Genomic DNA, 24,391 nt, shown 5'->3' with positions numbered 1-24,391 from the left:
GCCGGCGGCGGCCGGGCCGAGGGCGGCGGGATCGAGCATGCCGCAGATCGGCGCGTCGGTGACGGGCGTCGGTACGCTCGCGGGCTTGATCGTGCCGGGCCGTGGGGTCGGGTCGCCGCCGCATTCTGCCTCTTGGGCGACGCCGTTGGCCAAGTCCACCGCGATGTCGGCCAGTTCCTGCCGCCGGTCGGGGGCGGACGGGTCGGACGGGCCGTACGTGCGGGCGCGCACGAGCAGTCCCACCGGGTCGCTCACGCCCACTACCCGGCACTCGCGCACCAGCCACGCGTCGCCGCCGCCGGCCATTCCGTACAGATCGTTGACGGCGTTGCCGCTGATCGGGGCGGAGGCCGTGGAGGTGAGTCCGGGTAGTTGTACGAGTTCGCTGCCGGCCATGTTGAACAGGTAGGCGGAGCCGATGAAGGTTTGCCCGCCGGCGGCGACCTGGCAGCGCAGTACGGGGTAGTGCCCCTCCGGTTCTTGGGCGGTGCTCGCCAGGGCTTGCCCCGCGGGCAGCAGACTCGTGACGGCGGTGGTCGGCAGGATGTCGGCGCACACCCGGTCGGCGGCCGGCGTGCCGGACCCGGTGGGCGAACCCGCGGACGGTGTGCCACCGCCGGCCTCGCGTGAGCCGGAACACCCCGCCAAGAGCACTCCGGCGGCCAGCAGACTCGCCGCGGGAAGGGCCGACCGAAGCCTGGAGCTGAGCATGGGGGCCAGGGTATCGGCCCGCTCAGACGCGGTTGCCCTTCACCCACCAGCCGGTCAACGCGCCGGCGGCGAAGGTGCCGACCAGGACGATCCACATCGGCGCGGCCACGGTCGGGATCCAGAACCGGATCGTCGCCGACTTGGTGTTGGCCAGCACGAACCAGACCGCGAGCACGACGACGACCGCAATGCCGATCGTGCGATAGGACACGCCGCCGATATGCCCGCCCGACTGGGTGTCTTTCGGGGTCTTTGCCATATTCCTCATCCTATTCGAGTGACCATGCGATCACGCTCAGGCGCGCCGACTTGACCATCTCTTGAAAGTTGCTTGCAGCAACAAAGAACGCTATGGTTGTAACAAGCAACGAGTGTCGGGGGTGGGGAAGCCGCGTCCGGGCGCAGAGGACTTCGTGAAGCGCCGAGCACTTCACGAAGCAGAAGTGAAAAAGGGGAAGCATGACCAACGCACCGGCCGCGGAGGCGTCGGCGGAGCCGATGACGCACCGGCAGATCATGGAGGCCCTGTCGGGCATCCTGTTGGGTCTGTTCGTGGCGATCCTGTCGTCCACGATCGTCTCGAACGCGCTGCCGCGGATCATCTCGGATCTGCACGGCAGCCAAACCTCGTACACGTGGGTGGTGACCGCGACGCTGCTCGCGATGACCGCGACCACGCCGATCTGGGGCAAGCTCGCGGACCTCACCAGCAAGAAGCTGCTGGTCCAGCTCGCGCTGGTGATCTACGTCGCCGGTTCGGCGCTCGCCGGGCTTTCGCAGAACACGAGCATGCTGATCGGCTGCCGGGTCATCCAGGGCATCGGCGTCGGCGGTCTGACCGCGCTCGCGCAGGTCGTCATGGCCGCGATGATCTCGCCGCGCGAGCGTGGCCGCTACAGCGGCTACCTGGGCGCGACGTTCGCGTTGGCGACGGTGGGCGGGCCGCTGATCGGCGGCGTCATCGTGGACACCCCGTGGCTCGGGTGGCGCTGGTGCTTCTACGTCGGTGTGCCGTTCGCGGTGCTGGCGCTGGTCATTCTCCAAAAGACGCTCAAGCTGCCGGTGGTCAAGCGTGAGGTGTCGATCGACTACCTCGGCGCGACGCTGATCAGCGCGGGTGTCTCGCTGCTGCTCGTGTGGGTCTCGCTCGCGGGCCGCAACTACGACTGGGTGTCGTGGCAGACCGCGGCCATGGTGATCGGCGCGTTCGCGCTGCTCGGACTCGCGGTCCGGGTGGAGAGTCGGGCGACCGAGCCGATCATCCCGCTGTGGCTGTTCAAGGAACGCACGATCGTGCTCGCCGTGATCGGCAGTCTCGCGGTGGGTCTCGCGATGATGAGCGCGTCGGTCTTCCTCAGCCAGTACTTCCAGATCGCGCGTGGCAAGTCGCCGACGGTGTCGGGACTGATGACGCTGCCGATGATCGGCGGCCTGGTGATCGCGTCGACGGTGATCGGCAAGCTGATCACCGCGACCGGGCTCTGGAAGCGCTACCTCGTAGGGGGCGCGGTCTCGCTCATGATCGGGCTGTGCCTGATGGGTACGGCGCGCGCGGACACCAACCTGTGGGTGCTCGGCGTGTACATGTTCCTGGTCGGCGTCGGTGTGGGCGCGCTCCAGCAGAACCTGGTGCTCGCGGTGCAGAACGCGGTCCCCATGCACCAGTTGGGCGCGGCCAGTTCGGTCGTCGCGTTCTTCCGCAGCCTGGGTGGCGCGGTCGGCGTCTCGGCGCTCGGCGCGGTGATGGCGACCAAGGTCACCGGCTACCTCTCGGACGGCGGCCTCCACGCCGGGGCCGGGGGCGGCGCGGGCATCCCCAACGTCCGGGAACTCCAGGAGCCGGCGCGCGGCATCGTCGAGGGCGCCTACGGCCACTCGGTCGGCGACATCTTCCTGTTCGCGGCCCCGTTCGGGTTGATCGCGCTGATCGCGGTGCTGCTGATCAAGGAAGTCCCGCTCCAGAGCAACCAGGCGGTCGTGGTCGCCAAGGCGGACCCGACGGGCGACGACACGGGCGACGCGGCGGGCTCGGTGGACGGCGCGGACGCGGCGAAGGGCACGGCCGGTACGCGGCTCGACAAGGCCGAGGCCCGTACGCGGTAAGCCTGCCGACACGCCGTCAGGGCGGCTCCTCCGGTTCGTTCGGAGGAGCCGCCCTGAGGTGTATTCGGTGTCTTCGGCTCAGTACTGGAAGAAGCCGCGCCCGGTCTTCTTGCCGAGCAGTCCGGCGTCGACCATGCGCAGCAGCAACGGCGGGGAGCTGTACAGCTGCTCCTTGAACTCGTCGTAGAGGCTGTCGGCGACGGCCTTGATCGTGTCCAGGCCGATCAGGTCGGTCAGCCGCAGCGGGCCCATCGGGTGCGCGCAGCCGAGCACCATGCCGTTGTCGATGTCCTCCGCCGACGCGAAGCCGGACTCGAACATCCGGATCGCCGACAGCAGATAGGGCACGAGCAGCGAGTTGACCACGAACCCGGCCCGGTCCTGCGAGCGGATCACGGACTTGCCGAGCACCTCGCTCGCGAACGCCTCCGCGCGGGCGGCCGTGGTGTCGTCGGTGAGCAGCGAGGGCACGAGCTCGACGAGCTTCTGCACCGGCACCGGGTTGAAGAAGTGCACCCCGATCACCTGTTGCGGGCGGGCGGTGGCCATGCCCAGCTTCATGATCGGGATGGACGACGTGTTGGACGCCAGGATCGCGTCCTCGCGCACGACGACCTTGTCGAGCGTCGCGAAGATCTGGGTCTTGACCTCTTCTATCTCGGCCACGGCCTCGATCACGATGTCGCGGTCCGCGAAGTCACCGAGATCGGTCGTATACGTGATGCGCGCGAGCGCCGCGTCGCGGTCGGCCTCGGCGAGTTTGCCGGCCTTGACCCCGCGGTCGATCGACTTGGTCACCCGAGCCCGCCCGGCCTCCGCCGCCGCCGTACTCGTCTCCGCCACCAACACGTCGAGCCCGGCCTTCGCACAGACCTCGACGATCCCGGACCCCATGAGCCCGGCCCCTACCACCCCTACACGCCGAAAATCGTTCACCGCGTACTCCTCGCTCGACTCGCCGCCATGCCATCAGCCTCGTTGGCATCTTCTCAGGTCGGAGGGGGAGTCAGTCGACGCGCTGTACCGGCTGTCCGGTGACCTTGGCGATGACTTCGAAGTCGCGGTCGAGATGCAGCACGGTCAGGCCCTGCCACCGTGCGGTGACCGCGACGGCGAGATCCACCACGCTCGCGCACTGGAACCAACTCTGTTGGGCCAAGGAGCGTTGCAGCTCGGCGCTTTCGGTCCATACGGAGTCGGGGACGAACTCGTACGGGAACATCTCGGTGAGGAGATGATCTGCTTCGAGGAAGTCTCCGAGCCCGCCTGCAGCCCGCAGGAATTCGAGCCGCACCGGCTCACACAGGCTGACTCGGCCGGCGGCGATCAGCTTGTCCCAGCGTTCCGAGACCTGGCCGCGGAAGTAGCGGACGAGCGCGGACGTGTCGACGAGATACTGCTCCCTGGTCAAGGCGCGGTCTCCGTCGTGGTCGCTTCGTTGGTGCCGGAGGGGTCGTCCGGGTAACCCAGGACGGAGAAGTCGAGCCGACCGTCGGCGACCATCTTGCGCATGCCGGCCAGCGCGTCCAAGCGGCGGTTTCGGTCGCCCACCGCGCGCAAGGCGGTGTTGATCGTGTCGCGTTTCGTCCTCGTGCCCAGTATGCGAGTGGCTTCCGCCAAGGCGTCGTCGTCGACGTCGATGAGGGTCTTGGCCATGACGGGCCTCCATGAGGGATATGTGAATGTACAAAGAGGATATCCCTCGAAGGTGCGGCCTTGTCCTTGCTCCATGTGGTCGTATGTGGCGGAAAGGTGTCCGACCTGCGCGTTTGCCAACTCGGACGGCGATCTGAATCACCCGAACGAGCGAGTTCGACCTCGCGCTCAGTGCGGGGCCGCCTCCATGTCCGGCAAGGGATACGGGAACTTGGCGCTGACCGCCCCGTCGACGGTGAGGGTCTGGCCGCTGATGTAGCGGGACAGGTCGCTGGTGAGGAAGAGCAGGGGGCCGGCGATGTCCGCCGGTAGGGCGACGTCGTTCAGGGGGGCGTTGGCCGCGTTGGCGGCGCGGCCCGACTCGCCCAGGTAGGCCGAGACGCGCGGGGTCCAGACGACGCCCGGAGCCACCGCGTTGACCCGCACGCCCCTCGGGCCCAGCTCCACCGCCGCCGAGCGGACCAGCGAGATCAACCCCGCCTTGGCCGCGCCGTACGCCGCGTGCATCGGGGCGCCGGTCAGGCCGGACACCGAGGCCACGAAGGTGATCGCGCCGCCGCCGCGCGCGGCCATGTGCGCGCCGCCCAGTTGGAGGGCGAGCAGGGCGTGGCGCAGCACGATGTCCTGGTGCCAGGTCCAGTCCTCGTCGGTGGTCGAGAGCAGGTCGGCGTACTTGCTCATGCCGATGATGTCGACGATCGCGTGGGCCCGGCCGAGGTCGCGTTCGACGTCGCTCCACAGGCGGGTGACGTCCGCGCGCGAGGTCGCGTCGCCGGACCACGCGACGCCGTCGACCTCCTTGGCGATGTCGTGGGCCAGGTCCGGGTCGCGGTCCACGGTCAGTACCCGCGCGCCTGCCTGGGCCAGGGCGTGGGTGGCCTGGCGGCCGATGCCCTGGCCGGCGCCGAGCACGACGACGCCGCGTCCGTCCAGGCGCAGGCGGGTCGGGTAATCGGGGACCTCGGAGTCGTCGGTTCGGGTCATGGCGCCGACGCTAGGCAGGACCTGACGGACTGTCAATCATTCTTCGGACGTGGCAATCTTTGACTTAGGCAATCAATAATTCGAGGGCGAGGGGTTCGTCGTGGGCGAGCACATGGGGCATGGCGTCAAGCAGCGGGACCGGGTCCGGATGAGCGACGAGGAGGTCGCGGCGTTTCTCGCCGAGCGGCACTCGATGACCATGTCGACGCTGAATGCCGACGGATCCATCCACTCGATCGGCATGTGGTACGGCTTCCTGGAGGGCGAGGTGGGCCTCGAAAGCAAGGCCCGCGCGCAGAAGGTGCTCAACGTGCGCCGCAATCCGACCATTACGTGCCTGGTCGAGGCCGGCGAGTACTACGAGGAACTGCGCGGCGTCTCCATCGTCGGCAAGGCCGAGGTGGTCGAGGAGCCCGAGCGCATCTGGGAACTGGGCGTGAGCGTGTTCGGTCGATACGCGGCGCCGTACACCGAGGAGATGCGCCCGGCCGTCGAGATGATGCTCAACAAGCGCGTGGTGATCAAAGTCGTCCCGGATCGCGTCGTCTCGTGGGATCACCGCAAGCTCGGACTGCCGTCCACGCGCCCCAGCTGACGTAGGCCCGGCCGCTTTCCGAGGTTGCCTGGCATTGCCCGGATCAGGTCAGGTAGCCTGTCTGCTTACTTGATCGAGACAAGTATTGGTGAGGGAGTACACAGTGCCGATCGGATTCGCCACAGAGCACCAGGCGTTCGCGGAATCGGTCGCCGGTTTCGCCGCTCGCCACGCCTCGATCGAGGCCACCCGCCGCAGCGTCGACGAACTGTCCGCCGGGGCCCTTCCCGCGTGTTGGGACGCCCTGGTGGGGCAGGGCCTGACGGCCGTACACCTGCCGGAGGAGTACGGCGGCGCGGGCGCCGGCGTCCTCGAACTCGCCGTCGCGATGGAGGAAGCCGGGCGCGCGCTGCTGCCCGGCCCCTACCTCGCCGGCGTACTGACCAGCTCGATTCTCGCCCGCTGCGCCGGCCCCGAGGCGGCCAAGACGCTGCTGCCGCTGTTCGCCGAGGGCGCCGGCGGCGCGGTCGCCGTCGCCCCGAGCCTGACCGCCCGGCAGACCCAGGTCGGCTGGGAGATCAGCGGGGCCGTCGAACCCGTGCTCGGCGCGGTCGGCGCGCGCTACCTGCTGCTCGGCGCCCGCACCGACACCGGCCGCGACGAGCAGATCTGGTTCGTGGTCGGGCCCGGTGGCAAGAGCACGATCGACGTCGAGGCGCTCGACCCCGTCGACCTCTCGCGCGGCGTCGCCCGGGTGACCACGCGCGGCCTGGAGATCACCGCGTCCCAGGTCCTCACCGGCGTCACCACCGAACGGGTGCGCGACCTGGCCGCCGTACTCGCCGCCGCCGAGGCGGTCGGCGTGGCCCGCTGGTGCTTCGAGACCGCGCTCGCCTACGTCAAGATCCGCGAGCAGTTCGGCGTCGCCGTCGGCTCGTTCCAGGCGATCAAGCACAAGGCCGCCAACCTGTTCACCCGCCTGCAACTGGCCACCGCCGCCGCGTGGGACGCCGCCCGGGCCGCCGACGACACCGCCGACGACGCCGACGAGCAGCTCTCCCTCGCCGCCGCCGAGGCCGCCGTGGTGTGCCTGCCGCTCGCCCGCGAGATCGCCCTCGACTGCATCACCATGCTCGGCGGCATCGGCTTCACGTGGGAACACGACATCCACCTGTACTGGCGCCGCGCGCTCTTCCTCGCCCAGTGGCTCGGCCCCTCGGGGGAGTGGGCCGGCCGGCTCGGCCGCGCCGCCGTGACGAGCGCCGACGGCGGCCCGACCCGGCGCTTCGACCTGGAACTGGACGAGGGCGACATCGCCGCCTTTCGGGCCGACGTGGCGGCGAACCTGGCCGAGGCGAACGCGCTGGACGAGCCCGCCCGTCGGCAGCGCCTGGCCGGGTTCGGCTACGTCTCGCCGCACTATCCCAAGCCCTACGGCATCGCCGCCGGTCCGGCCCAACAGGTGGTCGTCCAGCAGGAGTTCGCGCGCATCGGACTCACCCAGCCGAGCACGATCATCGGCGAGTTCGCGCTGCCCACGATCATGTCGCACGGCACCGACGCGCAGCGCGACGCGTATGTGCCGGCCACCCTGCGCGGCGACATCGTCTGGTGCCAGCTCTTCAGCGAGCCCGGCGCCGGCTCCGACCTCGCGTCGCTGACCACCCGCGCGACCAAGGTCGACGGCGGCTGGCGGCTCAACGGCCAGAAGGTGTGGAACTCCAAGGCCCACGAGGCACACTTCGGCATCTGCCTGGCCCGCACCGACCAGGACGCGCCCAAGCACAAGGGCATCACCTACTTCATCGTGGACATGTCCACGCCGGGCATCGACGTCCGCCCGCTCAAGCAGTCCAACGGCCAGTCCGAGTTCAACGAGGTCTACCTCGACGACGTGTTCGTCGCCGACGACCAGGTCGTGGGCGAGGTGAACGCCGGGTGGCGGATCGCGCGGACCACGCTCGCCAACGAGCGGGTGATGATCGCGGGCGGCCCCGGCATGCAGGCGCTCGGCAAGCTGATCGCCGACCTCGGCCCCAACGCCGTTGACACCTTGGAGAGTTCGCTCGCGGCCAGGCTGGGCGCCTACGCGGCGGAGAACTTCGCGCTGCGCGCGCTGACCCTGCGCTCGACGCTCCAACAACTGTCCGGGCTCAATCCAGGCGCGGCGTCCAGCGTGCTCAAGCTCGCGGTCACCGAGCACCAGCGGGCCGTGGTGACCACCCGGCTCGACCTGATCGGCCCCGGCGCTACCCACACCGACGGCGTCGGCGGCGACCCGATCACCGCCTACCTCTCGCTGCCGGCGGTCCTGCTCGGCGGCGGCACCCGGGAGATCCAACTCAACGTCGTCGCCGAGCGCATCCTGGGCCTGCCCAGGGGCTGACAACGCCGTCAATTCGCTTCTACGGCCAGGGAGACCACGTGCACATCGCCTACACACCCGAGCAGGAGGACCTGCGGCGGGAACTGCGCGAGTACTTCGCGCGGATCATGACCCCCGAGATCCGTGCCGAGCAGGCCGCGGGCGAGACCAGCCTGATGGGCAAGGACGGCGCGTACTGCCGCGTCGTCAAGCAGATGGGCGAGGACGGCTGGCTGGGCATCGGCTGGCCCAAGGAGTACGGCGGCCAGGACCGCACCATGCTGGAGCAGCTCATCTTCACCGACGAGGCCACCCTCGCCGGCGCGGCGGTGCCGTTCCTGACCATCAACACGGTCGGTCCGACCCTGATGGAGTACGGCACGCAGGAACAGCGCGACTTCTTCCTGCCCAAGATCCTCGCCGGCGACATGCACTTCTCGATCGGCTACTCCGAGCCCGAGGCCGGCACCGACCTCGCCGCGCTGACCACCAAGGCCGTGCGCGACGGCGACGACTGGATCATCAACGGCCAGAAGATGTGGACGTCGCTGATCCACGTCGCCGACTACGTGTGGCTCGCCGCGCGCACCGACCCCGACGCGCCCCGGCACAAGGGCCTGACCATGTTCCTGGTGCCGACGAACACGCCGGGCTTCTCGTGGACCCCGGTCAAGACCATGGGCGGCCAGACCACGTCGCAGACGTTCTACGAGAACGTGCGAGTGCCCGCGTCGGCGATGGTCGGCGAGCTCAACGGCGGCTGGAAGCTGATCACCGGTCAGCTCAACCGCGAGCGCGTGGCGCTGTGTTCGGCCGCGGCCATCCAGCTCGCGCTGCACGAGACCCGGCGCTGGGCCGAGCGGGCCACGCTGCCCGACGGCTCGCGCGTGATCGACCGCGAGCACGTCCAGGCCAACCTCGGCCGGGTGCACGCCAAGGTCGAGTTCCTCAAGCTGGTCAACTGGAAGATCGCCTGGTCGGTCGACCACGGCACCAAGGTCGGCCCCTCCGACGCGTCGGCGACGAAGATCTTCGGCACCGAATTCGCCACCGAGGCCTACCGGTTGCTCATGGAGTGCATGGGCGAGGACGCGTACGTCCAGCAGGACTCGCCGGGCGCTCTCCTGCGCGGGCGGCTGGAGAAGATGCACCGCACGGCGCTCATCCTCACCTTCGGTGGCGGCACCAACGAGGTACAGCGCGACATGATCGCGATGCTGGGCCTGGGCCTGCCGCGACCGCCTCGCTGACCCGCCGTCACCACGCTGACAAGGACAGGTGAAATGGACTTCGGATACACGGAAGAACAGCAGGACCTGGTGGGCCTGGCGGGGCAAATCCTCGGCGAGCGGGTCACCCACGAGGCACTCACCGCACTCGACAAGAAGGTCGAGAGCCAGGGCGAGCCGCGCTTCGACCGCGACCTGTGGGCGGAGTTGGCCAAGGCGAACCTCCTGGGGATCGGCCTGCCCGAGGAGTTCGGCGGCGCCGGCTACGGCGTGTTCGAGCAGTGCCTGATCCTGGAGCAGGTCGGGCGCACGCTCGCGCCCGTGCCGTTCGGGGCCTCGATCGCGGTCGCCGCGACGGCGATCGCCGAACTGGGCACCGCCGAGCAGAAGCAGGCGTGGCTGCCGGACGCGATCGCGGGGACCAGGATCCTCACCGCCGCGCTCGCCGAGCCGTTCCTGCGCGACACCGCACAGCCGGCCACCAAGGCCACGCTCGTGGACGGCACCTGGCGGCTCGACGGCGTCAAGACCGGCGTGCCGGCCGCGACCGTCGCCGACCTGCTGCTCGTACCCGCCGCCACCGACGAGGGCCCGGCGGTGTTCCTGGTCGACCCGACCGCCGCCGGCGTCCGGATCGACGCGCAACTGACCACCGCCAAGGAGGTGGCCGGCCTCGTCACCCTCACCGACGCGGCGGGCGAGCGCCTCGGCGGCGCGCAGGCGGCGCTGTGGCTGCGCAACCGCGCCACCCTCGCGCTGTGCGCGACCCAGCTCGGGGTGACCGAGAAGGCGATGCGCGAAGGCGCGAAGTACGCGAGCGAGCGCGTGCAGTTCAAGCGGCCGATCGGCTCGTTCCAGGCCGTGGGGCACCGGCTCGCCGACGCGTACATCGACGTCGAGGCGATCCGGCTCACCACGTGGCAGGCCGCGTGGCAGGAGGCCGAGGGCCTGGACGCGTCCGAGGCGATCGCCACCGCGAAGTTCTGGGCGGCCGACGGCGGCCACCGCGTCGCGCACGCGGTCGTGCACGTGCACGGTGGCATGGGCGTGGCCGAGGAGCACTTCGTGCACCGCTACTTCAACCACGCCAAGCAGATCGAGCTGTCGCTCGGCGGCGCGACCGAGCAGGCCCTGCGGATCGGCGCGGGCTTCGCGGCCGTCCCCGCGGGCGAGTTCGCCTGACCCGCCGTACCCCCGAACCACGGGGCGGGCCCACCCGCTGCGACAGGGCCCGCCCCGTGCCTTTCCTTCGTTTTTGATCCGCCCGGGCCCGACCCGCGTCACCTCCTGGAGACGAAGAACATGACCGAACCCCACGCCCTCGTCGAGCGGGACGGCCACGTCCTGATCATCACGATGAATCGCCCCGAGGCCCGCAACGCGGTCACCGGCGAGATGATCGAGATCCTCGAAGCCGCCTGGGACGAGGTGAACGACAACCCCGACATCCGGGTCGCCATCCTGACCGGTGCCGGCGGCGCGTTCTGTGCCGGCGCCGACCTCAAGGCGATGAGCAAGCGCGCACCCGGCGACGCCTTCAAGGGCAGCGGCGACGGCAGCAGGCCCGCGATGGACATGTCCGTCATGAAGTGGTGCCTCAAGGGCTTCACCCTCACCAAGCCGCTGATCGCCGCGATCGAGGGCCCCGCGATCGCGGGCGGCACCGAGATCCTGCAGGCCACCGACATCCGCGTCGCGGGGGAGTCGGCGCGCTTCGGCGTCTCCGAGGTCAAGTGGGGCCTGTTCCCGCTCGGCGGCTCCGCGGTGCGCCTGCGGCGGCAGATCCCGTACACGGTTGCCGCCGACCTGCTGCTCACGGGCCGGCACATCAAGGCCCCGGAAGCGAAGGAACTGGGTCTGATCGGTCACCTCGTACCGGACGGTACGGCACTGGACAAGGCGAAGGAAATCGCCCACCAGATCGCGGCCAACGGTCCGATTGCAGTTCAGGCCGTCCTGCGCGTTCTGCGTGAAACCGACCAGTTGACCGAGGAAGATGCTTTCAAGCTGGAATCGCAGATCGGTATGCGCGTCTTCATGAGTGGTGACGCGAAGATCGGTCCGCGGGCCTTCGCGGAAAAGAAAACCCCGGAGTTCAAGGGCACGTGATGTGTCATCGGACAACTTCGGCATGAACGGGCCCGCCGGGTCAGGGACGGCAATCCCCCGGCGGGTCCTTTCACGTGTCGTGCGTACGCCCCTTCGGGCTCTGGTCGAGGCGTCGGGCCGGCCGGGCCGATTGGGGCGCGGGGCAGGCGGTATGGGCACGGGTGAGCGACGGCGAACCGTGGCGGGCGAGCAGTTCCCGGGCGAGGGTCCGGCCCGCGAGCACGATGGTCGCGACCCGGACCGCGACGAGGACCTTGCCGTCGGTGAGCGAACGGCACGACCACGCCGCCGTCGTCGCGAACAGCCGGAACGCGGCGACGTAGCCCGCGGACGGCTGGGCGCCGGCGAGCAACGCGATGCCCGCGACCGCGAGCAGGCCGTGAGGCGGCGTCTCCATCGGGGGCCGACCTCGGCGAGCGACCCGGCGATCCGCCGATGTGCCGGATGCTTTCCGAAGCCTCGTCGGATGGGGTCGACGATGGTGGGGGCGGGTGGCTCGGCCCGTGGAGCGAGGGGCCGTGAGGCCCGTGAGGGCGTTGTCGACGACCTATTCTTTTGATCGAGTCAAGGGTAAGTTGACCCGACCTTCCCCGAGCCCGGCTCGGGTGGCCTGTTCGCTTGTTCATCCGCCGTGGGAGCCGACCATGACGCCCGTCAGCCCGTCGTTCAACCTCGCCGATCTCTTCGAGATCGTGGTGGACGCGATTCCGGACCGTACGGCGTTGATCGCCGGCGAGGTACGTCTGACCTACCGTCAACTGGACGAGCGGGCCAACCGGTTCGCGCACCACCTGATCGGGGCCGGGATCGAGCCCGGCGACTTCGTCGGTGTGCACGCGTGGAACCGCGCGGAGTGGGTCGAGGCGATGATCGGCTGCTACAAGGCGCGGGTGGTGCCGGTCAACATCAACTACCGCTACGTGGAAGCGGAACTGCGCTACCTGTACGAGAACTCCGGCATGGTCGCGGTGGTCGTCGAGCGGTCCTTCGCGGCGACGACGGCCGCGATCCGGGCCGATTTCCCGGCTCTGCGGCATGTCGTGGTCCTGGAGGACGGCTCGGCCGAATCGATCGAGGACGCGGTGGGCTACGAGGACGCCTTGGCGGCGGCCTCGGGCGAGCGGGACTTCGGCGCGCGCAGCGGTGACGACGTCTACGGCCTCTACACGGGCGGCACGACCGGGATGCCCAAGTGTGTGTTGTGGCGCAGCGAGGACATCTTCTTCGCGGCCCTCCAGGCCGGGCGCAGTGGTCGGCCCAAGATCGAGAAGCCGGACGAAATCGCGGACGCGGTACGGGAATCGGCCGGGATGACCACGCTGGGACTGGCGCCGATGATGCACGGCGGCGGGCAGTGGTCGATGTGGAACTCGTTCTACCTGGGCAACACGTACCTGATGTGGACCGGTCGCGGCTTCGAGCCCGACGCGGTGCTCGCGTTGGCGTCGGCGGAGCGGGCGCTGTCGATGACGGTGGTCGGCGACGGTATGGGCCGACCGCTCGCCGACTGGCTCGCGGCCAACCCCGACACGTACGACCTGTCCTCGCTCAAGGCGATCAGCAACGGTGGGGCGGCGATGAGTTCGCCGGTGCGGCAGGCGTTGGAGCAGGCCGGCTTCTTCGTGATCGACAGCTTCGGCGCGTCCGAGACCGGCGCGGCCTCGCGCCAGACCGGCACCCTGGGCGCGGCCACCCGGTTCTCGTCCTCGGACACCACCACCGTCCTGGACGAGCGCCTCGTGCCGATCGTGCCGGGGTCGGGCGTGGTGGGGCGGCTGGCGGTCAGCGGACACATCCCGCTGGGTTACCACGGCGACGACGAGAAGACGAAGGCCACGTTCGTCCTCGACCCCGACGGCCGCCGGTGGGTCCTGCCCGGCGACTTCGCCCTGATGGAGCCGGACGGCAGCATCATCCTCCTGGGCCGGGGCAGCGCGACCATCAACACGGGCGGCGAGAAGGTCTACCCGGACGAGGTCGAGAGCGCCCTCAAGTCCCACCCGGAGGTCTTCGACGCGGTCGTGGTCGGCGTCCCGGACCCCCGTTTCGGCCAGGCCGTCACCGCCCTCGTGGTCGCCCGGGAGGGCACCGCCCCGACCCAGGAGTCCATCACCGCCCACGCCCGCACCCTGATCGCCGGCTACAAGACCCCCAAGCGCATCCACTTCGTCGAGGCCGTCCCTCGCACGGCTGCCGGCAAGGTCGACCTGCGGGCGGCCAAGGCCCACGCGGAAGACCTGTCGCGGTAGCGGAGGTCGGCGTCGGCCGGCGGGGCGGCGGCCCGGCCGGCCGGCGAGTTCGCGTGTTCAGGCCGAGGGCAGTCCCAGTTCCTCGAACCGCCACTGCAACAGGTCGACGCACGCGTGGATCCCCGGCGTCGGCGGCCCGGCGCTCTCCCGCATCGACACGATCGCCTGGATGTTGCGTCCCTCGGTGATCAGACGATCCACTTCGGCCCGCGCGTCCTGCGACAGCCGGCTCCACAACGCATCGGTCATGCCTTGATTCAACAGCCTCACCTACTGCCGGCTGTGCCGCTTGCCTCGGCGCCGCGTTCGCGGAGATCGCGTGGTTCCAGGGTGGTTCGGTGGCGGGTCAGCTCAGCAGTCGGGTGAAGGTGTGGATGGCCAGGCCGACCAAGGCGCCTACGACGGTGCCGTTGATGCGGATGAACTGGAGGTCTCGGCCTACGTTGATCTCGATTTTGCGGCTGGTCTCCTTGGGGTCCCAGGCGCCCACCGTGTCCGTGATCAGGGCGGTGATCTCGTCGCGGTAGGTGGTGACCACGTAGGCCGCGGCCTCTTCGATCCACCGGTCCGCCTTGTTGCGCATGCGGTCGTCCGACGAGAGCCGCACGGCCAGCGCGCGAACGGCGGCGGTGACGCGGCCGCGGAGTTCGCTGTCCGGGTCCTCGGTGGCCTCGACGATCATCGCCCGCGCGGCGCTCCAGACCGAGGCGATCAACTCCTGTACGGCCGGGTGCGCGACGGTGCGGTCTCGCAGGCTCTCTATCTGCGCGATCATCGCCGGGTCGCGTTGCAGGTCCTGCGCGACCTCGGTGAGGAAGTTGTCGATCGCCAACCGGGCCGGGTGTGACGGGTCGTCACGAACCGCGCCCGCGAAGCGGACCAGCTCGCGGTGCACCTTGTTGGCGATCTGCTTGTCGAGGAACCTCGGCGACCACCCCGGCGATTCCTCGTTGACCACGCGCAGGACGGCCTCACGGTGCAGGTCGAGCCAGTCGTGTGCCTTGGTCGCGACCAGGTCCACCAGGCCCCGGTGCGCCCCGTCCCGGACGAGCCGATCGAGCAACTCGCCGATCGGCTGCGCGACCGCCTGCGCGGAGATCCGCCGGGTGATCGCGTGGCCGAACACCGACTGCACGTCCTCGTCCCGCAACACCGTCAGCGCCGCGCGCGCCAACGCGCCGAGCTGATCGGTCACCCGCTCCGCGTGCCCCGGAGCCGCGAGCCACTCACCCGCGCGGCGCGAGACCTCCATCCGGTTCAGCCGCTGCCGCACCACCGCGTCGGAGAGGAAGTTCTCCCCGACGAACTCGCCGAGGTTGTGGCCGAGTGCGTCCTTGCGGGTCGGAATGATCGCGGTATGCGGGATCGGCAACCCGAGCGGCCGCCGGAACAACGCCGTCACCGCGAACCAGTCGGCCATCGCCCCGACCATCCCGGCCTCGGCCGCCGCCTCGACATACCCGGCCCACGCCCCGGCCCCCCGCGCCTCGGCCCACCGCGTCAGCACGTACACCACCGTCGCGAACACGAGAAACCCGGTCGCGATCACCTTCATCCGTCGCACGCCCCGAAGCTTCTCCAGCTCGGACGCGGTACGAACCGCCCCACCACCAACCGCCGAAGGCCGAGAAGCAGCCGACGACACCCCGGACCCGACGAGATCTCCCATGACCCCCATTCTGATCATCCGCCCACCCGACAACCGCACACGACACCACGCTCTCGGCGTAGCCGGCTGGACAGGCCCACCCGAACAACATCCTCGACATTAGCTGTGGGTTATATTTGTCTCGCGCCCTGGGGGATTTGTCTCCTGGAACCGGTCGAGAGTTGATTCCCGACGAGCAAGAAAAGCGATGGGAGCAACGACCATGAGTCCCGCACGATCCTGGCGTGACGGCAAAGCCGAGGCCCATCGTGTCAATCCGGAACCGGCCGACCCGGGCGTGCTGTCGCGGGCTCGGGCCGAGACGGACGCCTACGTCGTCGGTTTCCACCTGAAGGAATTGCGCAAGTCCTTGGGGAAGACGCAAGCGGAAGTCGCCGCGGTGCTGGGGGTGTCGCAGTCGCGGGTGTCCCAGATCGAGAGCGGAGACCTGGAGGCCATGGAGTTGGAGACCCTTCGGTCCTACGCGGCTGCTCTGGGCGGCAGGCTCGACGTCACGGTGAGCATCGGTGAGGCGTCCTTTCGGGTGGCGTGAGGCGACTCGAAGCGGTTCGCGCCCGACCCGGGGCGGTCCGGGACAGCCCGGTTTCAGATTGTCCAGACGCCCTTGGCCAGGGTGACGGCGCCGCCGGCGAGGGCCAGCCACAGGACGGTGCGTTTGGCCTGGTGTTCCGAGGTGTGTTTGGCGAGGTATTGGCCGATCACGGCGCCGGCGACCAAGGCCACGCCGATCATTGTCCAGGCCGGGGTGCTCAGGTGGGGCGGGGACTTGGTGGCCACCGAGAAGGCGTTGACGACGAAGGCGTAGAACTGGCCGTTGGGGACGAACTCGGCCGCGGTCCAGCCCGCGTTGACCGCGAACAGGGACACCGCGGGGCCGCCGACCCCGGCCGAGGAGTTCATGAAGCCGCTCGCCGCACCGGCCGCCACCGCGCCGCGCCGAGCCCGCAACGCGGGCACCCGTACGCCGCGCATCACGAACAGCACGGCCACACACACCAACGTGCCCACCCCCACGAGCAGCCACGGTTCGGGCAGCCGTGAGGCAACCCACGTCCCCAGCGGGACCGTACACGCCGCCGCGGCCACGAGCGGCAGCATCGCCTTGAGCCGGACCTGACGCCACGTCACCGCCAGGCCGATCGCGCTGATCGCACCCGACCCGCAGTTGGACAGCACCACCCCCTGCGCAGGCCCGAGCAGCAGCACCAGGCCGGGCGCGGCCACCAGCGCGAACCCCATCCCGGTCAGCCGCTGCACCGACGCGCCGAGCAGCACGATCCCGCCGAGCAGCAGCGCGACGGACCACACACCGGTCATGACGAATCCTCACCGCTGCGGGGGCGACACCTCGGGCTCGTGCAAGCTCGGACCTGCGATGGCTTGGCGCACGCACAGTCGAGCTCACGGACGTTCCGGCCCGTGCAGGTTCGACCAAACGATCACCACAGCTATACCGGAAGCACCGACCGCCCCCCTCACCGGGCCGGTCGCCCCCGCCGGACAAGGCCACTCACCCGCTTCGCCTCTCGTGCGTGGGCGCGGTCGGCGGGATTGCGTCAGGGTGGGGCGCTGAAGGCCCTGTTCGCCGGGCCGGTAGACCCGGCCGGACATGGCCGCTCACCTGCTTCGCCTTTCGTGCGTGGGTGCGGTCGGCGGGATTGCGTCAGGGTGCAACGCTGAACGCTTTGTTCGCCGGGCCGGTAGACCCGGCCGGACAAGGCCACTCACCCGCTTCGCCTCTCGTGCGTGGGTACGGTCGGCGGGATTGCGTCAAGGTGCAGTACCGAAGGCCCTGTTCGCCGGACGGGTCGACCACCGGTGGGCCAGGCCGCTCGCCCGCTTCACGCGCCGATCACCCGCTTCACGCCTCGTGTGTGGGCGCGGCCGGGGGCATCCCGTCAGGGCCCTGCGGCCACGAGCCCCGCGCGGGGGTGGCCAGGATTCCGTTGATCAGGACCTCCGTGCCCCACGCATCGCGCTCGTCCCCGCTGCCCTGGGTGAGCGCCTCCCGCATCGACACCAGATGCGGATACTCCGTCGGCGACAGCTTCGCGAAGGCCTCGTCCATCGCGGCGACCGCGCTCTCCTCGGTCATGCCCCGGGCGCCCTTGTCGTGGTACGTCGACTGCTCGACCGCCGCTGCCGTGATGTGCATGTTGATCAGGTCCAGGGCGAGCGAGCGGGTGAGGTCGTCGATGCCCGAGCCCGCGAGTAGGCCGAGCAGCGCCTCGGCGAACGCGAGCGCGTTGGGGCCGGTCGGTACGTCGCCCAGTGCCACGCTCGCGATCCCGCGATGGCTGCCGAGAACGGCGATCGCGTCGTGGATCAGGGCGCGCAACAACTCCCGCCAGTTCGGGAGCGGCGCGCCGATCGGTGTCGCATCCGGCAGCGGGATCTCGCCCATCACCCGGTCGTAGATCTGTGCGAGCAACTCGTCGCGGTTCGCGACGTACACGTACAACGAGGCGGGACCGGTATCCAGGGCCTGCGCCACCCGCCGCATCGTGACCGCCTCCAGCCCGTCCGCGTCCAGGATCGCGAGCGCCGCGGCCACGAGCGCGTCCGCGCTCAGGGCCGCCTTGGCCGGACGGGTACGCCGGCTGACCGGTTCGGACGCGGACGTTCGGGACGTGCTCGGTGATTTCGACATGCCGCGAGTATACGCCTTGACCGAACACCGTTCGCGACGTACGGTGTTCGTAACGAACAGTGTTCTTCGAGCAAGAGGCGGCGAAACCGAAGCGGAACCACCACCTGATCCACTACCGCCCCGCCAGACCCCACGAACCGTTTCACCAACGAAGGAGCCCCCGATGTCCACCGCATCTCCCGCAGCCCCCACCGCAGCCGCCGCCCAGACCCCTGCCGAGACGCCGGCCCTCACGTCCTCTGCGCCAAAGTCCCCTGCTCCCAAGTCCCCTGCTCCCAAGTCTCCCGCCCACGACTGGCGTTGGCGCATCCTCGCGATCGTGATGGTCGCCGAGGTGATGGACATGCTCGACAGCACCGTCACCAACGTCGCCGGCCCGTCCGTCCGCGACAGCATCGGCGGCGGCGCCGCGTTGCTCCAGTGGCTCGCCTCCGGCTACACGCTCGCGTTCGGCGTACTGCTCGTCGTCGGCGGACGCCTCGGCGATCGCTGGGGAAGACGGCGATTGTTCCTGCTGGGCGCGGGCGGCTTCGCCCTCGCGTCCCTGGCCTGCGCGCTGTCCCCGTCGCCCGACGTTCTCGTCGCCGCCCGCATCGCCCAGGGCGCCTTCGGCGCCTTGCTCATCCCGCAGGGACTCGGCATCCTCAAGGCCGTCTTCCCCGCCGACGAGATCGGCAAGGCGTTCAGCGCGTTCGGCCCCGTCATCGGCCTCTCCGCCGTCGGCGGCCCGATCCTCGCCGGCGCGCTCATCCATCTCGACCTGTTCGGCACCGGCTGGCGGATGATCTTCCTGCTCAACGTCCCGCTCGGCCTCGCCGCCGTCCTCGGCGCCGTCCGCTGGTTCCCCAAGGACGCCCCGAACCCCGACGTGCGCATCGACCTCGTCGCCGCCGCGCTGCTCACCGCCGCGTCCTCGCTCACCATCTTCGCGCTCATCCAGGGCCCCGAAAACGACTGGCCCGCATGGACGTTCGGCTGCCTCGCCGCCGGCCTGCTCGCCTTCGCCGGCTTCGTCCTGCGCGAACGACGCAGCCCGCACTCGCTGATCGAGTCCACGCTCCTGAGCAACCGTGCCTACAAGAGCGGCATGCTCTTCGGCTTCGCGTTCTTCGCCGGCGTCGCCGGCTTCATGCTCGTGACATCACTGTTCGTCCAGATCCACCTGAACTACGGCGCGTTGCACGCCGGCCTCACCCTCGCCCCCGTCGCCGTCGGCATCGTCGTCGCTTCCATCGCGGGTTTCCAGCTCATCGGCAAGCTCGGCCGCAGGCTGCTCCTGATCGGCGTCTGCGTGAACATCGTCGGCCTGCTCTCGCTCGCCGCGGTCGTCACGCACTACGGTCGGGACACCACGAGCCTCACGCTCATCGCACCGCTGTTCGTTGTCGGACTCGGCATGGGCGGCGTCTTCGCCCCGCTCTTCGACGTGATCCTCGCCGGCGTCGCCGACCACGAACTCGGCAGCGCCTCCGGTTCTTTGTCCGCGATGCAGCAGCTCGCCGGCGCGCTCGGCGTCGCCGGGATCACCACCTTGTTCTTCCAACTCGCCGAGCACCACTCCGCCTCGTACGCCATGGCCGTCGGTTCGCTCGCCGTCGCCGGCCTCGGCCTGGTCGCCGCCGCCCTGGTGTTCCTGCTCCCGCGCCACGCTCGGCCCCAAGAAGGCTGATCCACGCGGCGCATGCCACCTCGGCGCCGGCGTATCACCCGCAACTCCCCACTCCACACGGAAAAGAGCACGTCATGACCACTCTCGTCACCGGCGCCCGCGGCAGTGTCGCCCGCGGCGTCGTCACCCTTCTCCGCGCCGCCGGCCTGCCCGTACGGGTCGCGAGCAAGGATCCGAGCGCACTCGAACCCGTCGACGGCGTCGAAGCCGTCCCGCTCGACCTCGCCCGACCCGACACGGCCGCCGAGGCCCTGCGCGACGTCACCAAGGTCTTCCTGTACGCCGACGCCGCCGGCATCGCCGACCTCGTCAAGGCCATGCAGGCCGCCGACGTCGAGCACATCGTCCTGCTGTCCTCGTCCGCCGCCGCGGCCCCCGACCCCGAGACCAACCCGCTCGCCAAGAGCCACCACGCGGTCGAGGTCGCGGTCGCCGGATCCGGCATCCCCTTCACGGTGCTGCGCCCCGGCGCCTTCGCCGCCAACGCCCAGGGATGGCGCTACACACTCCTGGCCGGCGAGACCATCGAACTGCCCTACCCGCAGGCCCAGCTCGCCTCGATCCACGAGGCCGACATCGCCGACGTCGCGGCCCGCATCCTGATCGACGGCAGCCGGCTCGGCGAGACCGTCGAGATGACCGGCCCGCAATCGCTGTCCTTCGCCGAGCAGATCGAGATCCTGGCCGACGTGGTCGGCCGCCCGATTCCGTTCGTCGAGGTCAGCCGCGACCGCTCGTACGAGCAGCTCACCCGCTGGATGGACCCGGGCTACGCGAACGCGCTGCTCGACCTGTGGGAGACGGCCGTCGATCCCGAGCCGGTCTCGAACGCCACCGAGGCCATCACCGGCAAGCCCGCCCGCACGTTCCGCCAGTGGCTCGAAGAGCACCGCGACGACTTCGCACAGCAGCAGCGGTAGGCACGGGAAACAATGGGTCGGGACCGGCGCCGGGAGCGCCGGTCCCGACGCGCGTCCGGCCCGCTCGCGACCCGCACCGGATCCGCACCGGACCCGCACTCGGCCCTCACCCCGCTCGTACCCGACAGGCGTGAGGCCCGGAACTCGACTGACACTGTGCAGATTTGGTCACCAAATACCGATCGAGCGGGCATATTCCGCCCGATCGGTGCACGCTTTGGAGGGGTTCTTGCTCACGAGCACCCCACGGCGTCGACGGCCTGTCCTACTCTGCTGTCCAGACCGGCCGATCCTCGAAACCCTGGATAGACATTGACCGTCGCGCTTCACACCGGCACGGGTGCCGCAATAGAGGTACGTCGCGCGCTTCACGCCGACGAGGCCAAGGACGTCCCCGAGCACACGTGGGTCGGGCCGATCATCCGGGTTCGGCCCCAGGGCGAACGCCACTACGAGGACGTCGCGTACATCGAGGCCGCGTCGACCGACGGCATGGGCAGTTCGCCGTCCCGGCACCTCACCCTGTGGGCCGACCGCACCCGCCGGCACCGGATCGCCTCGGTGAGCACCGAGTCCGCGACCGCCGAGTACGCCGTCTATCGCATCTGCGGGCCCGCCGGCGAGCACTTGGCCTCGGTGTACCGCGAACAGGGCAGCGTGCGGCGGATGCGGCGAACGTCGTGGCTGGTCGAGCCGGTGCACGGGCCGACGTTGCACGCGGCCAAGGGGACCACGTTCGGCTGGTTCGTGTGGTGGATGATGTCGCCGCTGTGGGCCCTGATGATCGCCGTGGCGATCCTCGGCGGCAAGGCGCCCCGGCTGCCGATGCGCACGATCTGGCGGCACAACGGCATCCGGGTCTTCGAGTACCTGGGCAGCGTCGGCACCACGGACTCCTACGAACTCCCGCCCGGTCTGCCCGACGGTCGCGTCCTGCTCGCACTCGCCGCCCTGCACAACAGCCATCCGGGCTGGTACGACCGGCTGTAGGCGCATCGCGAAGTCGGCCGTACGGGGACGAGCGGGTCCCGCCGGTCAGTGGTGGAAGCCGGACGGGTGCCGCGTGGTCGGCATCGGCCCGGTGAGGCGGTCCAGGTACTCGGTCTCGGTACGGATGTCGTCGAGCAGGTCGCGTGCGATGTCCATCGACAGGCCGTTGCGCACCACCACCCGCTGGACCGTGACGTCCGCCAGGTCGTCGGGCATCCGGTAGGCGGGCACCTGCCAGCCCTTCATCCGCAGCCGGTCGGACAGGTCGTACAGGGTCCAGTTGTCGGTGTGGTCGGCCTTGAGCCGCCACGCGAAGACGGGGATGTCCGTGCCGTCGTTCCACAGGTCGAAGGCGTCCAAGGCGTCGATGCCCGAGGCGAGATGGCGCGCGACGTCCTGTGCGGCCTTTTGGACCGCGTGGAAGCCGGACCGGCCCAGACGCAGGAACTGGTAGTACTGAAGCAGCACTTGAGCGCCCGGCCGGGAGAAGTTCAAGGCCAGGGTGGGCATGTCGCCGCCCAGGTAGCCGACCCGGAAGATCAGGTCCTCGGGCAGCACGTCCTTGCTGCGCCACACCACCCAACCGAGCCCGGGATAGACCAGGCCGTACTTGTGCCCCGACGTGTTGATCGAGTGCACGCGCGGCAGTCGAAAATCCCAGACCAGGTCCGGCTGGAGAAAGGGCGCGATCATCGCGCCCGACGCCCCGTCGACGTGGACCGGGATGTCGAGTCCGACGGTGCGTCGGATGTCGTCGAGCGCGGCGCAGATGTGCGCCACGGGCTCGTACATCCCGGTGTACGTGACGCCGAGGATCGCGACCACGCCGATCGTGTTCTCGTCGACGTGGGACGCCAGGTCGTGGCCGTCGAGGGTCTTGTGCTCCTCGGAGATGGGTACGTAACGAGCTTCCACGTCCCAGTAGTTCGCGAACTTCTCCCACACCACCTGCACCGCCGAGCTCATCACCAGGTTGGGCCGGTCGGTCGGCTTGCCGGCGGCGCGACGGGCGTGCTGCCAACGGCGTTTGAGAGCAAGCCCGGCGAGCATGCAGGCTTCGGACGAACCGACGGTCGACGTACCGATGGTGCCGGTGGGGTCGGGGGCGTGCCACAGATCGGCGAGCATCTTCCAGCAGCGGTCCTCGACGGCCGCGGTATGCGGATACTCGTCCTTGTCGACCATGTTCTTGTCGAACGCCTCGGTGTACAGGCGGGTCGCGTGGTCGTCCATCCACGTGCCGACGAACGTCGCGAGGTTGAGCCGCGCGTTGCCGTCGAGCATCACCTCGTCGTGCACCACCTGATACGCCGTCTCCGGCAGCATCTCGTCGAGCGGCATCCGGAAGCGGTCGATGGCATGCGTTTCACCCGGGCGGGTGAACTGGGGATTGATCCCTACGACGTGGTCGTCCGACATGCGCGGGCACCCTTCGGCTCGTCGAGACGCCACGGGAGGCCGTCTTCGCGTACCGGCTACCACTGCCCCCCGGGTCGCCCGGGCAATCCGGGGGGGCGGCCGGGAGGCGAGGTCAGGGGCCGGTCGGGTCGGCGGCGGGCGGAGCCGAGGATCCGGTGGCCACCGTCGCGAGGCACGACCGGGCCATGGGTATCGCGATGAGTCCGGGCGACAACCGGGTGGCCAGGTCGAGGGCTTCCTCCGCCCCGGGCAGATCACCCGACAGCGCCAGACAGACGGCGATCCTGGTCTGCGCCTTGGCCGCAACGACCGGGTTGTGAAATGACAAACGTCGGCGTCGGCGGGCCCGGGCGAGGGCCTGCGGAATGCGTCCTTCGCACACATCGAGGGCGAACGCGATGGGGGAATCGGGCGTGCACTCGATCAGTTCGGACCGCGCCTCCGCGTGAAGGATCGGCAGTGCCACCGACGGGTGCATGTGCCCCGCTACCAGGCCCATGGCGGTGCAGTCCGCGCGGTAGTTGAGCATCTGCGTCCAGAAAGGGTCGGTCGGTGGTGCGGCGTCGAGCCAACCCTCGACGACCTCGACCGCGGCCACGAATTCGCCTTCGTACAGATGAACCCAGGACTGCCCGACGCTGCGCCTGAACCGATCCGTGTGTTCGTCCGAAAGCAGGTCGATTCGGCGCAGACTCTCCCGGGTGTCCCCTGCGGACAGCAGCCGCCTGAGCTCCGTCAACCACTCGTCATCGCGTTGCCGCCGCCGAATTCGCACGATGGCGAGTATGGCGGTGGAACGCCACGGAGTGCGAGCGGGCTCGGGACGTGCGGAGGTCGGGACGACGACGCCGCTGCCGTGCGCCCCGGGCTGTGGGTACGGTGCTCGCGGGGCCGTGGGAACGGGCGTCGGTCGGGCGTGATCTCGACGATTCGCTGTGAAGACTCGGGGGCGTGGCATGGCGGTACGGATGTGGGCTCGGCTGGGATCAGGGCTGGGCGCGTTGGTCGGCGCGACGGTGTTGTGTGTGGCATGCGGGGCGGACGACGGGTCACCCGGCGCACCGGTGAGTTCGGCGGACCGGGCCACCGCGCCGCCGGTCTCCGTGCCGTCGGGGGCGGGGACGCCCTCGGGC

At 69.8% G+C, this 24,391-nt stretch carries 23 protein-coding genes and 1 pseudogene; 11 read left to right on the top strand and 13 right to left on the bottom strand.

Annotated elements, in window-relative coordinates:
* Together GT354_RS35665 and GT354_RS35660 are read right to left on the bottom strand one after the other, a co-directional pair.
* A pseudogene (locus GT354_RS35665) lies at nt 1-711 on the bottom strand (hypothetical protein); the annotation flags it as partial.
* Between the two features lie 22 nt (nt 712-733).
* Nucleotides 734-970, bottom strand: coding sequence for a LapA family protein (locus GT354_RS35660; RefSeq protein WP_161360531.1), 237 nt, complete (start codon nt 968-970; stop codon nt 734-736).
* Nucleotides 971-1,170: 200 nt separating this feature from the next.
* Between GT354_RS35660 and GT354_RS35655 the strand changes: the two genes are divergently transcribed.
* Nucleotides 1,171-2,814 (top strand): MDR family MFS transporter, encoded by a 1,644-nt coding sequence (locus tag GT354_RS35655; RefSeq protein ID WP_161360530.1) that lies wholly within the window; start codon nt 1,171-1,173, stop codon nt 2,812-2,814.
* A gap of 78 nt (nt 2,815-2,892) precedes the next feature.
* Here the strand turns inward: GT354_RS35655 and GT354_RS35650 are convergent, their stop codons facing one another.
* The 4 genes from GT354_RS35650 to GT354_RS35635 all read right to left on the bottom strand — a co-directional run bounded on the left by GT354_RS35650 (nt 2,893) and on the right by GT354_RS35635 (nt 5,454).
* Nucleotides 2,893-3,750, bottom strand: coding sequence for a 3-hydroxybutyryl-CoA dehydrogenase (locus GT354_RS35650; RefSeq protein ID WP_161360529.1), 858 nt, complete (start codon nt 3,748-3,750; stop codon nt 2,893-2,895).
* Between the two features lie 70 nt (nt 3,751-3,820).
* On the bottom strand, nt 3,821-4,225 hold the full coding sequence (locus tag GT354_RS35645) for a PIN domain nuclease (RefSeq protein ID WP_161360528.1): 405 nt from the start codon (nt 4,223-4,225) through the stop codon (nt 3,821-3,823).
* Complete coding sequence (locus GT354_RS35640; RefSeq protein ID WP_161360527.1) at nt 4,222-4,470, bottom strand: type II toxin-antitoxin system VapB family antitoxin; 249 nt, start codon at nt 4,468-4,470, stop codon at nt 4,222-4,224. Before GT354_RS35640 ends, GT354_RS35645 begins: the two co-directional genes overlap by 4 nt.
* A gap of 168 nt (nt 4,471-4,638) precedes the next feature.
* A complete protein-coding gene (locus tag GT354_RS35635; RefSeq protein WP_161360526.1) occupies nt 4,639-5,454 on the bottom strand; it encodes an SDR family oxidoreductase in 816 nt (271 codons plus the stop codon).
* Between the two features lie 100 nt (nt 5,455-5,554).
* Between GT354_RS35635 and GT354_RS35630 the strand changes: the two genes are divergently transcribed.
* The 5 genes from GT354_RS35630 (at nt 5,555) to GT354_RS35610 (ending at nt 11,692) form a co-directional block, all read left to right on the top strand.
* A complete protein-coding gene (locus GT354_RS35630) occupies nt 5,555-6,049 on the top strand; it encodes a TIGR03618 family F420-dependent PPOX class oxidoreductase (RefSeq protein WP_346012331.1) in 495 nt (164 codons plus the stop codon).
* A 103-nt stretch (nt 6,050-6,152) separates the two neighbouring features.
* Entirely contained in the window at nt 6,153-8,375 is a 2,223-nt protein-coding gene (locus tag GT354_RS35625; protein WP_161360525.1) for an acyl-CoA dehydrogenase, read from the top strand.
* 38 nt (nt 8,376-8,413) lie between these two features.
* Nucleotides 8,414-9,604: an acyl-CoA dehydrogenase family protein gene (locus GT354_RS35620; RefSeq protein ID WP_161360524.1), complete on the top strand. Its 1,191-nt coding sequence runs from the start codon at nt 8,414-8,416 to the stop codon at nt 9,602-9,604.
* Nucleotides 9,605-9,637: 33 nt separating this feature from the next.
* Complete coding sequence (locus tag GT354_RS35615; RefSeq protein WP_161360523.1) at nt 9,638-10,765, top strand: acyl-CoA dehydrogenase family protein; 1,128 nt, start codon at nt 9,638-9,640, stop codon at nt 10,763-10,765.
* A 120-nt stretch (nt 10,766-10,885) separates the two neighbouring features.
* The gene (locus GT354_RS35610) at nt 10,886-11,692 is read left to right on the top strand and encodes a crotonase/enoyl-CoA hydratase family protein (RefSeq protein ID WP_161360522.1); all 807 of its coding nucleotides are present in this window, start codon (nt 10,886-10,888) and stop codon (nt 11,690-11,692) included.
* A gap of 70 nt (nt 11,693-11,762) precedes the next feature.
* On the opposite strand, the gene GT354_RS35605 is transcribed toward GT354_RS35610, so the two are convergent.
* Nucleotides 11,763-12,089: a hypothetical protein gene (locus GT354_RS35605; protein ID WP_161360521.1), complete on the bottom strand. Its 327-nt coding sequence runs from the start codon at nt 12,087-12,089 to the stop codon at nt 11,763-11,765.
* A gap of 247 nt (nt 12,090-12,336) precedes the next feature.
* Here GT354_RS35605 and GT354_RS35600 point away from each other — a divergent pair, with 247 nt between their 5' ends.
* Nucleotides 12,337-13,941 (top strand): acyl-CoA synthetase, encoded by a 1,605-nt coding sequence (locus GT354_RS35600; RefSeq protein WP_161360520.1) that lies wholly within the window; start codon nt 12,337-12,339, stop codon nt 13,939-13,941.
* Between the two features lie 57 nt (nt 13,942-13,998).
* Here GT354_RS35600 and GT354_RS35595 read toward each other — a convergent pair whose 3' ends face one another.
* Nucleotides 13,999-14,190, bottom strand: coding sequence for a hypothetical protein (locus GT354_RS35595; RefSeq protein WP_161360519.1), 192 nt, complete (start codon nt 14,188-14,190; stop codon nt 13,999-14,001).
* A 97-nt stretch (nt 14,191-14,287) separates the two neighbouring features.
* Complete coding sequence (locus tag GT354_RS35590) at nt 14,288-15,496, bottom strand: DUF445 domain-containing protein (protein WP_161360532.1); 1,209 nt, start codon at nt 15,494-15,496, stop codon at nt 14,288-14,290.
* Between the two features lie 316 nt (nt 15,497-15,812).
* On the opposite strand from GT354_RS35590, the gene GT354_RS35585 reads away from it, so the two are divergent.
* Entirely contained in the window at nt 15,813-16,142 is a 330-nt protein-coding gene (locus tag GT354_RS35585) for a helix-turn-helix domain-containing protein (RefSeq protein ID WP_161360518.1), read from the top strand.
* Between the two features lie 53 nt (nt 16,143-16,195).
* On the opposite strand, the gene GT354_RS35580 is transcribed toward GT354_RS35585, so the two are convergent.
* Entirely contained in the window at nt 16,196-16,927 is a 732-nt protein-coding gene (locus GT354_RS35580) for a sulfite exporter TauE/SafE family protein (RefSeq protein WP_161360517.1), read from the bottom strand.
* Between the two features lie 544 nt (nt 16,928-17,471).
* A complete protein-coding gene (locus GT354_RS35575) occupies nt 17,472-18,260 on the bottom strand; it encodes a TetR/AcrR family transcriptional regulator C-terminal domain-containing protein (protein ID WP_161360516.1) in 789 nt (262 codons plus the stop codon).
* A gap of 163 nt (nt 18,261-18,423) precedes the next feature.
* Here GT354_RS35575 and GT354_RS35570 point away from each other — a divergent pair, with 163 nt between their 5' ends.
* The 3 genes from GT354_RS35570 (at nt 18,424) to GT354_RS35560 (ending at nt 21,839) form a co-directional block, all read left to right on the top strand.
* Complete coding sequence (locus GT354_RS35570; RefSeq protein WP_161360515.1) at nt 18,424-19,929, top strand: MFS transporter; 1,506 nt, start codon at nt 18,424-18,426, stop codon at nt 19,927-19,929.
* Between the two features lie 74 nt (nt 19,930-20,003).
* A complete protein-coding gene (locus GT354_RS35565) occupies nt 20,004-20,849 on the top strand; it encodes an NAD(P)H-binding protein (RefSeq protein ID WP_161360514.1) in 846 nt (281 codons plus the stop codon).
* A gap of 312 nt (nt 20,850-21,161) precedes the next feature.
* A complete protein-coding gene (locus GT354_RS35560; RefSeq protein ID WP_161360513.1) occupies nt 21,162-21,839 on the top strand; it encodes a hypothetical protein in 678 nt (225 codons plus the stop codon).
* A 45-nt stretch (nt 21,840-21,884) separates the two neighbouring features.
* Here GT354_RS35560 and GT354_RS35555 read toward each other — a convergent pair whose 3' ends face one another.
* Together GT354_RS35555 and GT354_RS35550 are read right to left on the bottom strand one after the other, a co-directional pair.
* Nucleotides 21,885-23,258 carry a glutamate decarboxylase gene (locus GT354_RS35555; protein WP_161360512.1) on the bottom strand — a complete coding sequence of 458 codons (1,374 nt, stop codon included), beginning with the start codon at nt 23,256-23,258 and terminating at the stop codon, nt 21,885-21,887.
* Between the two features lie 112 nt (nt 23,259-23,370).
* Complete coding sequence (locus GT354_RS35550) at nt 23,371-23,997, bottom strand: hypothetical protein (RefSeq protein WP_161360511.1); 627 nt, start codon at nt 23,995-23,997, stop codon at nt 23,371-23,373.
* Between the last annotated feature and the right edge of the window lie 394 nt (nt 23,998-24,391).

Origin of the sequence: Streptomyces sp. SID3343 (assembly GCF_009865215.1) — a bacterium.
In the GTDB taxonomy this organism is placed as follows: Bacteria; Actinomycetota; Actinomycetes; order Streptomycetales; family Streptomycetaceae; genus Embleya.
This window is presented reverse-complemented; position numbering and strand designations above follow the sequence as displayed.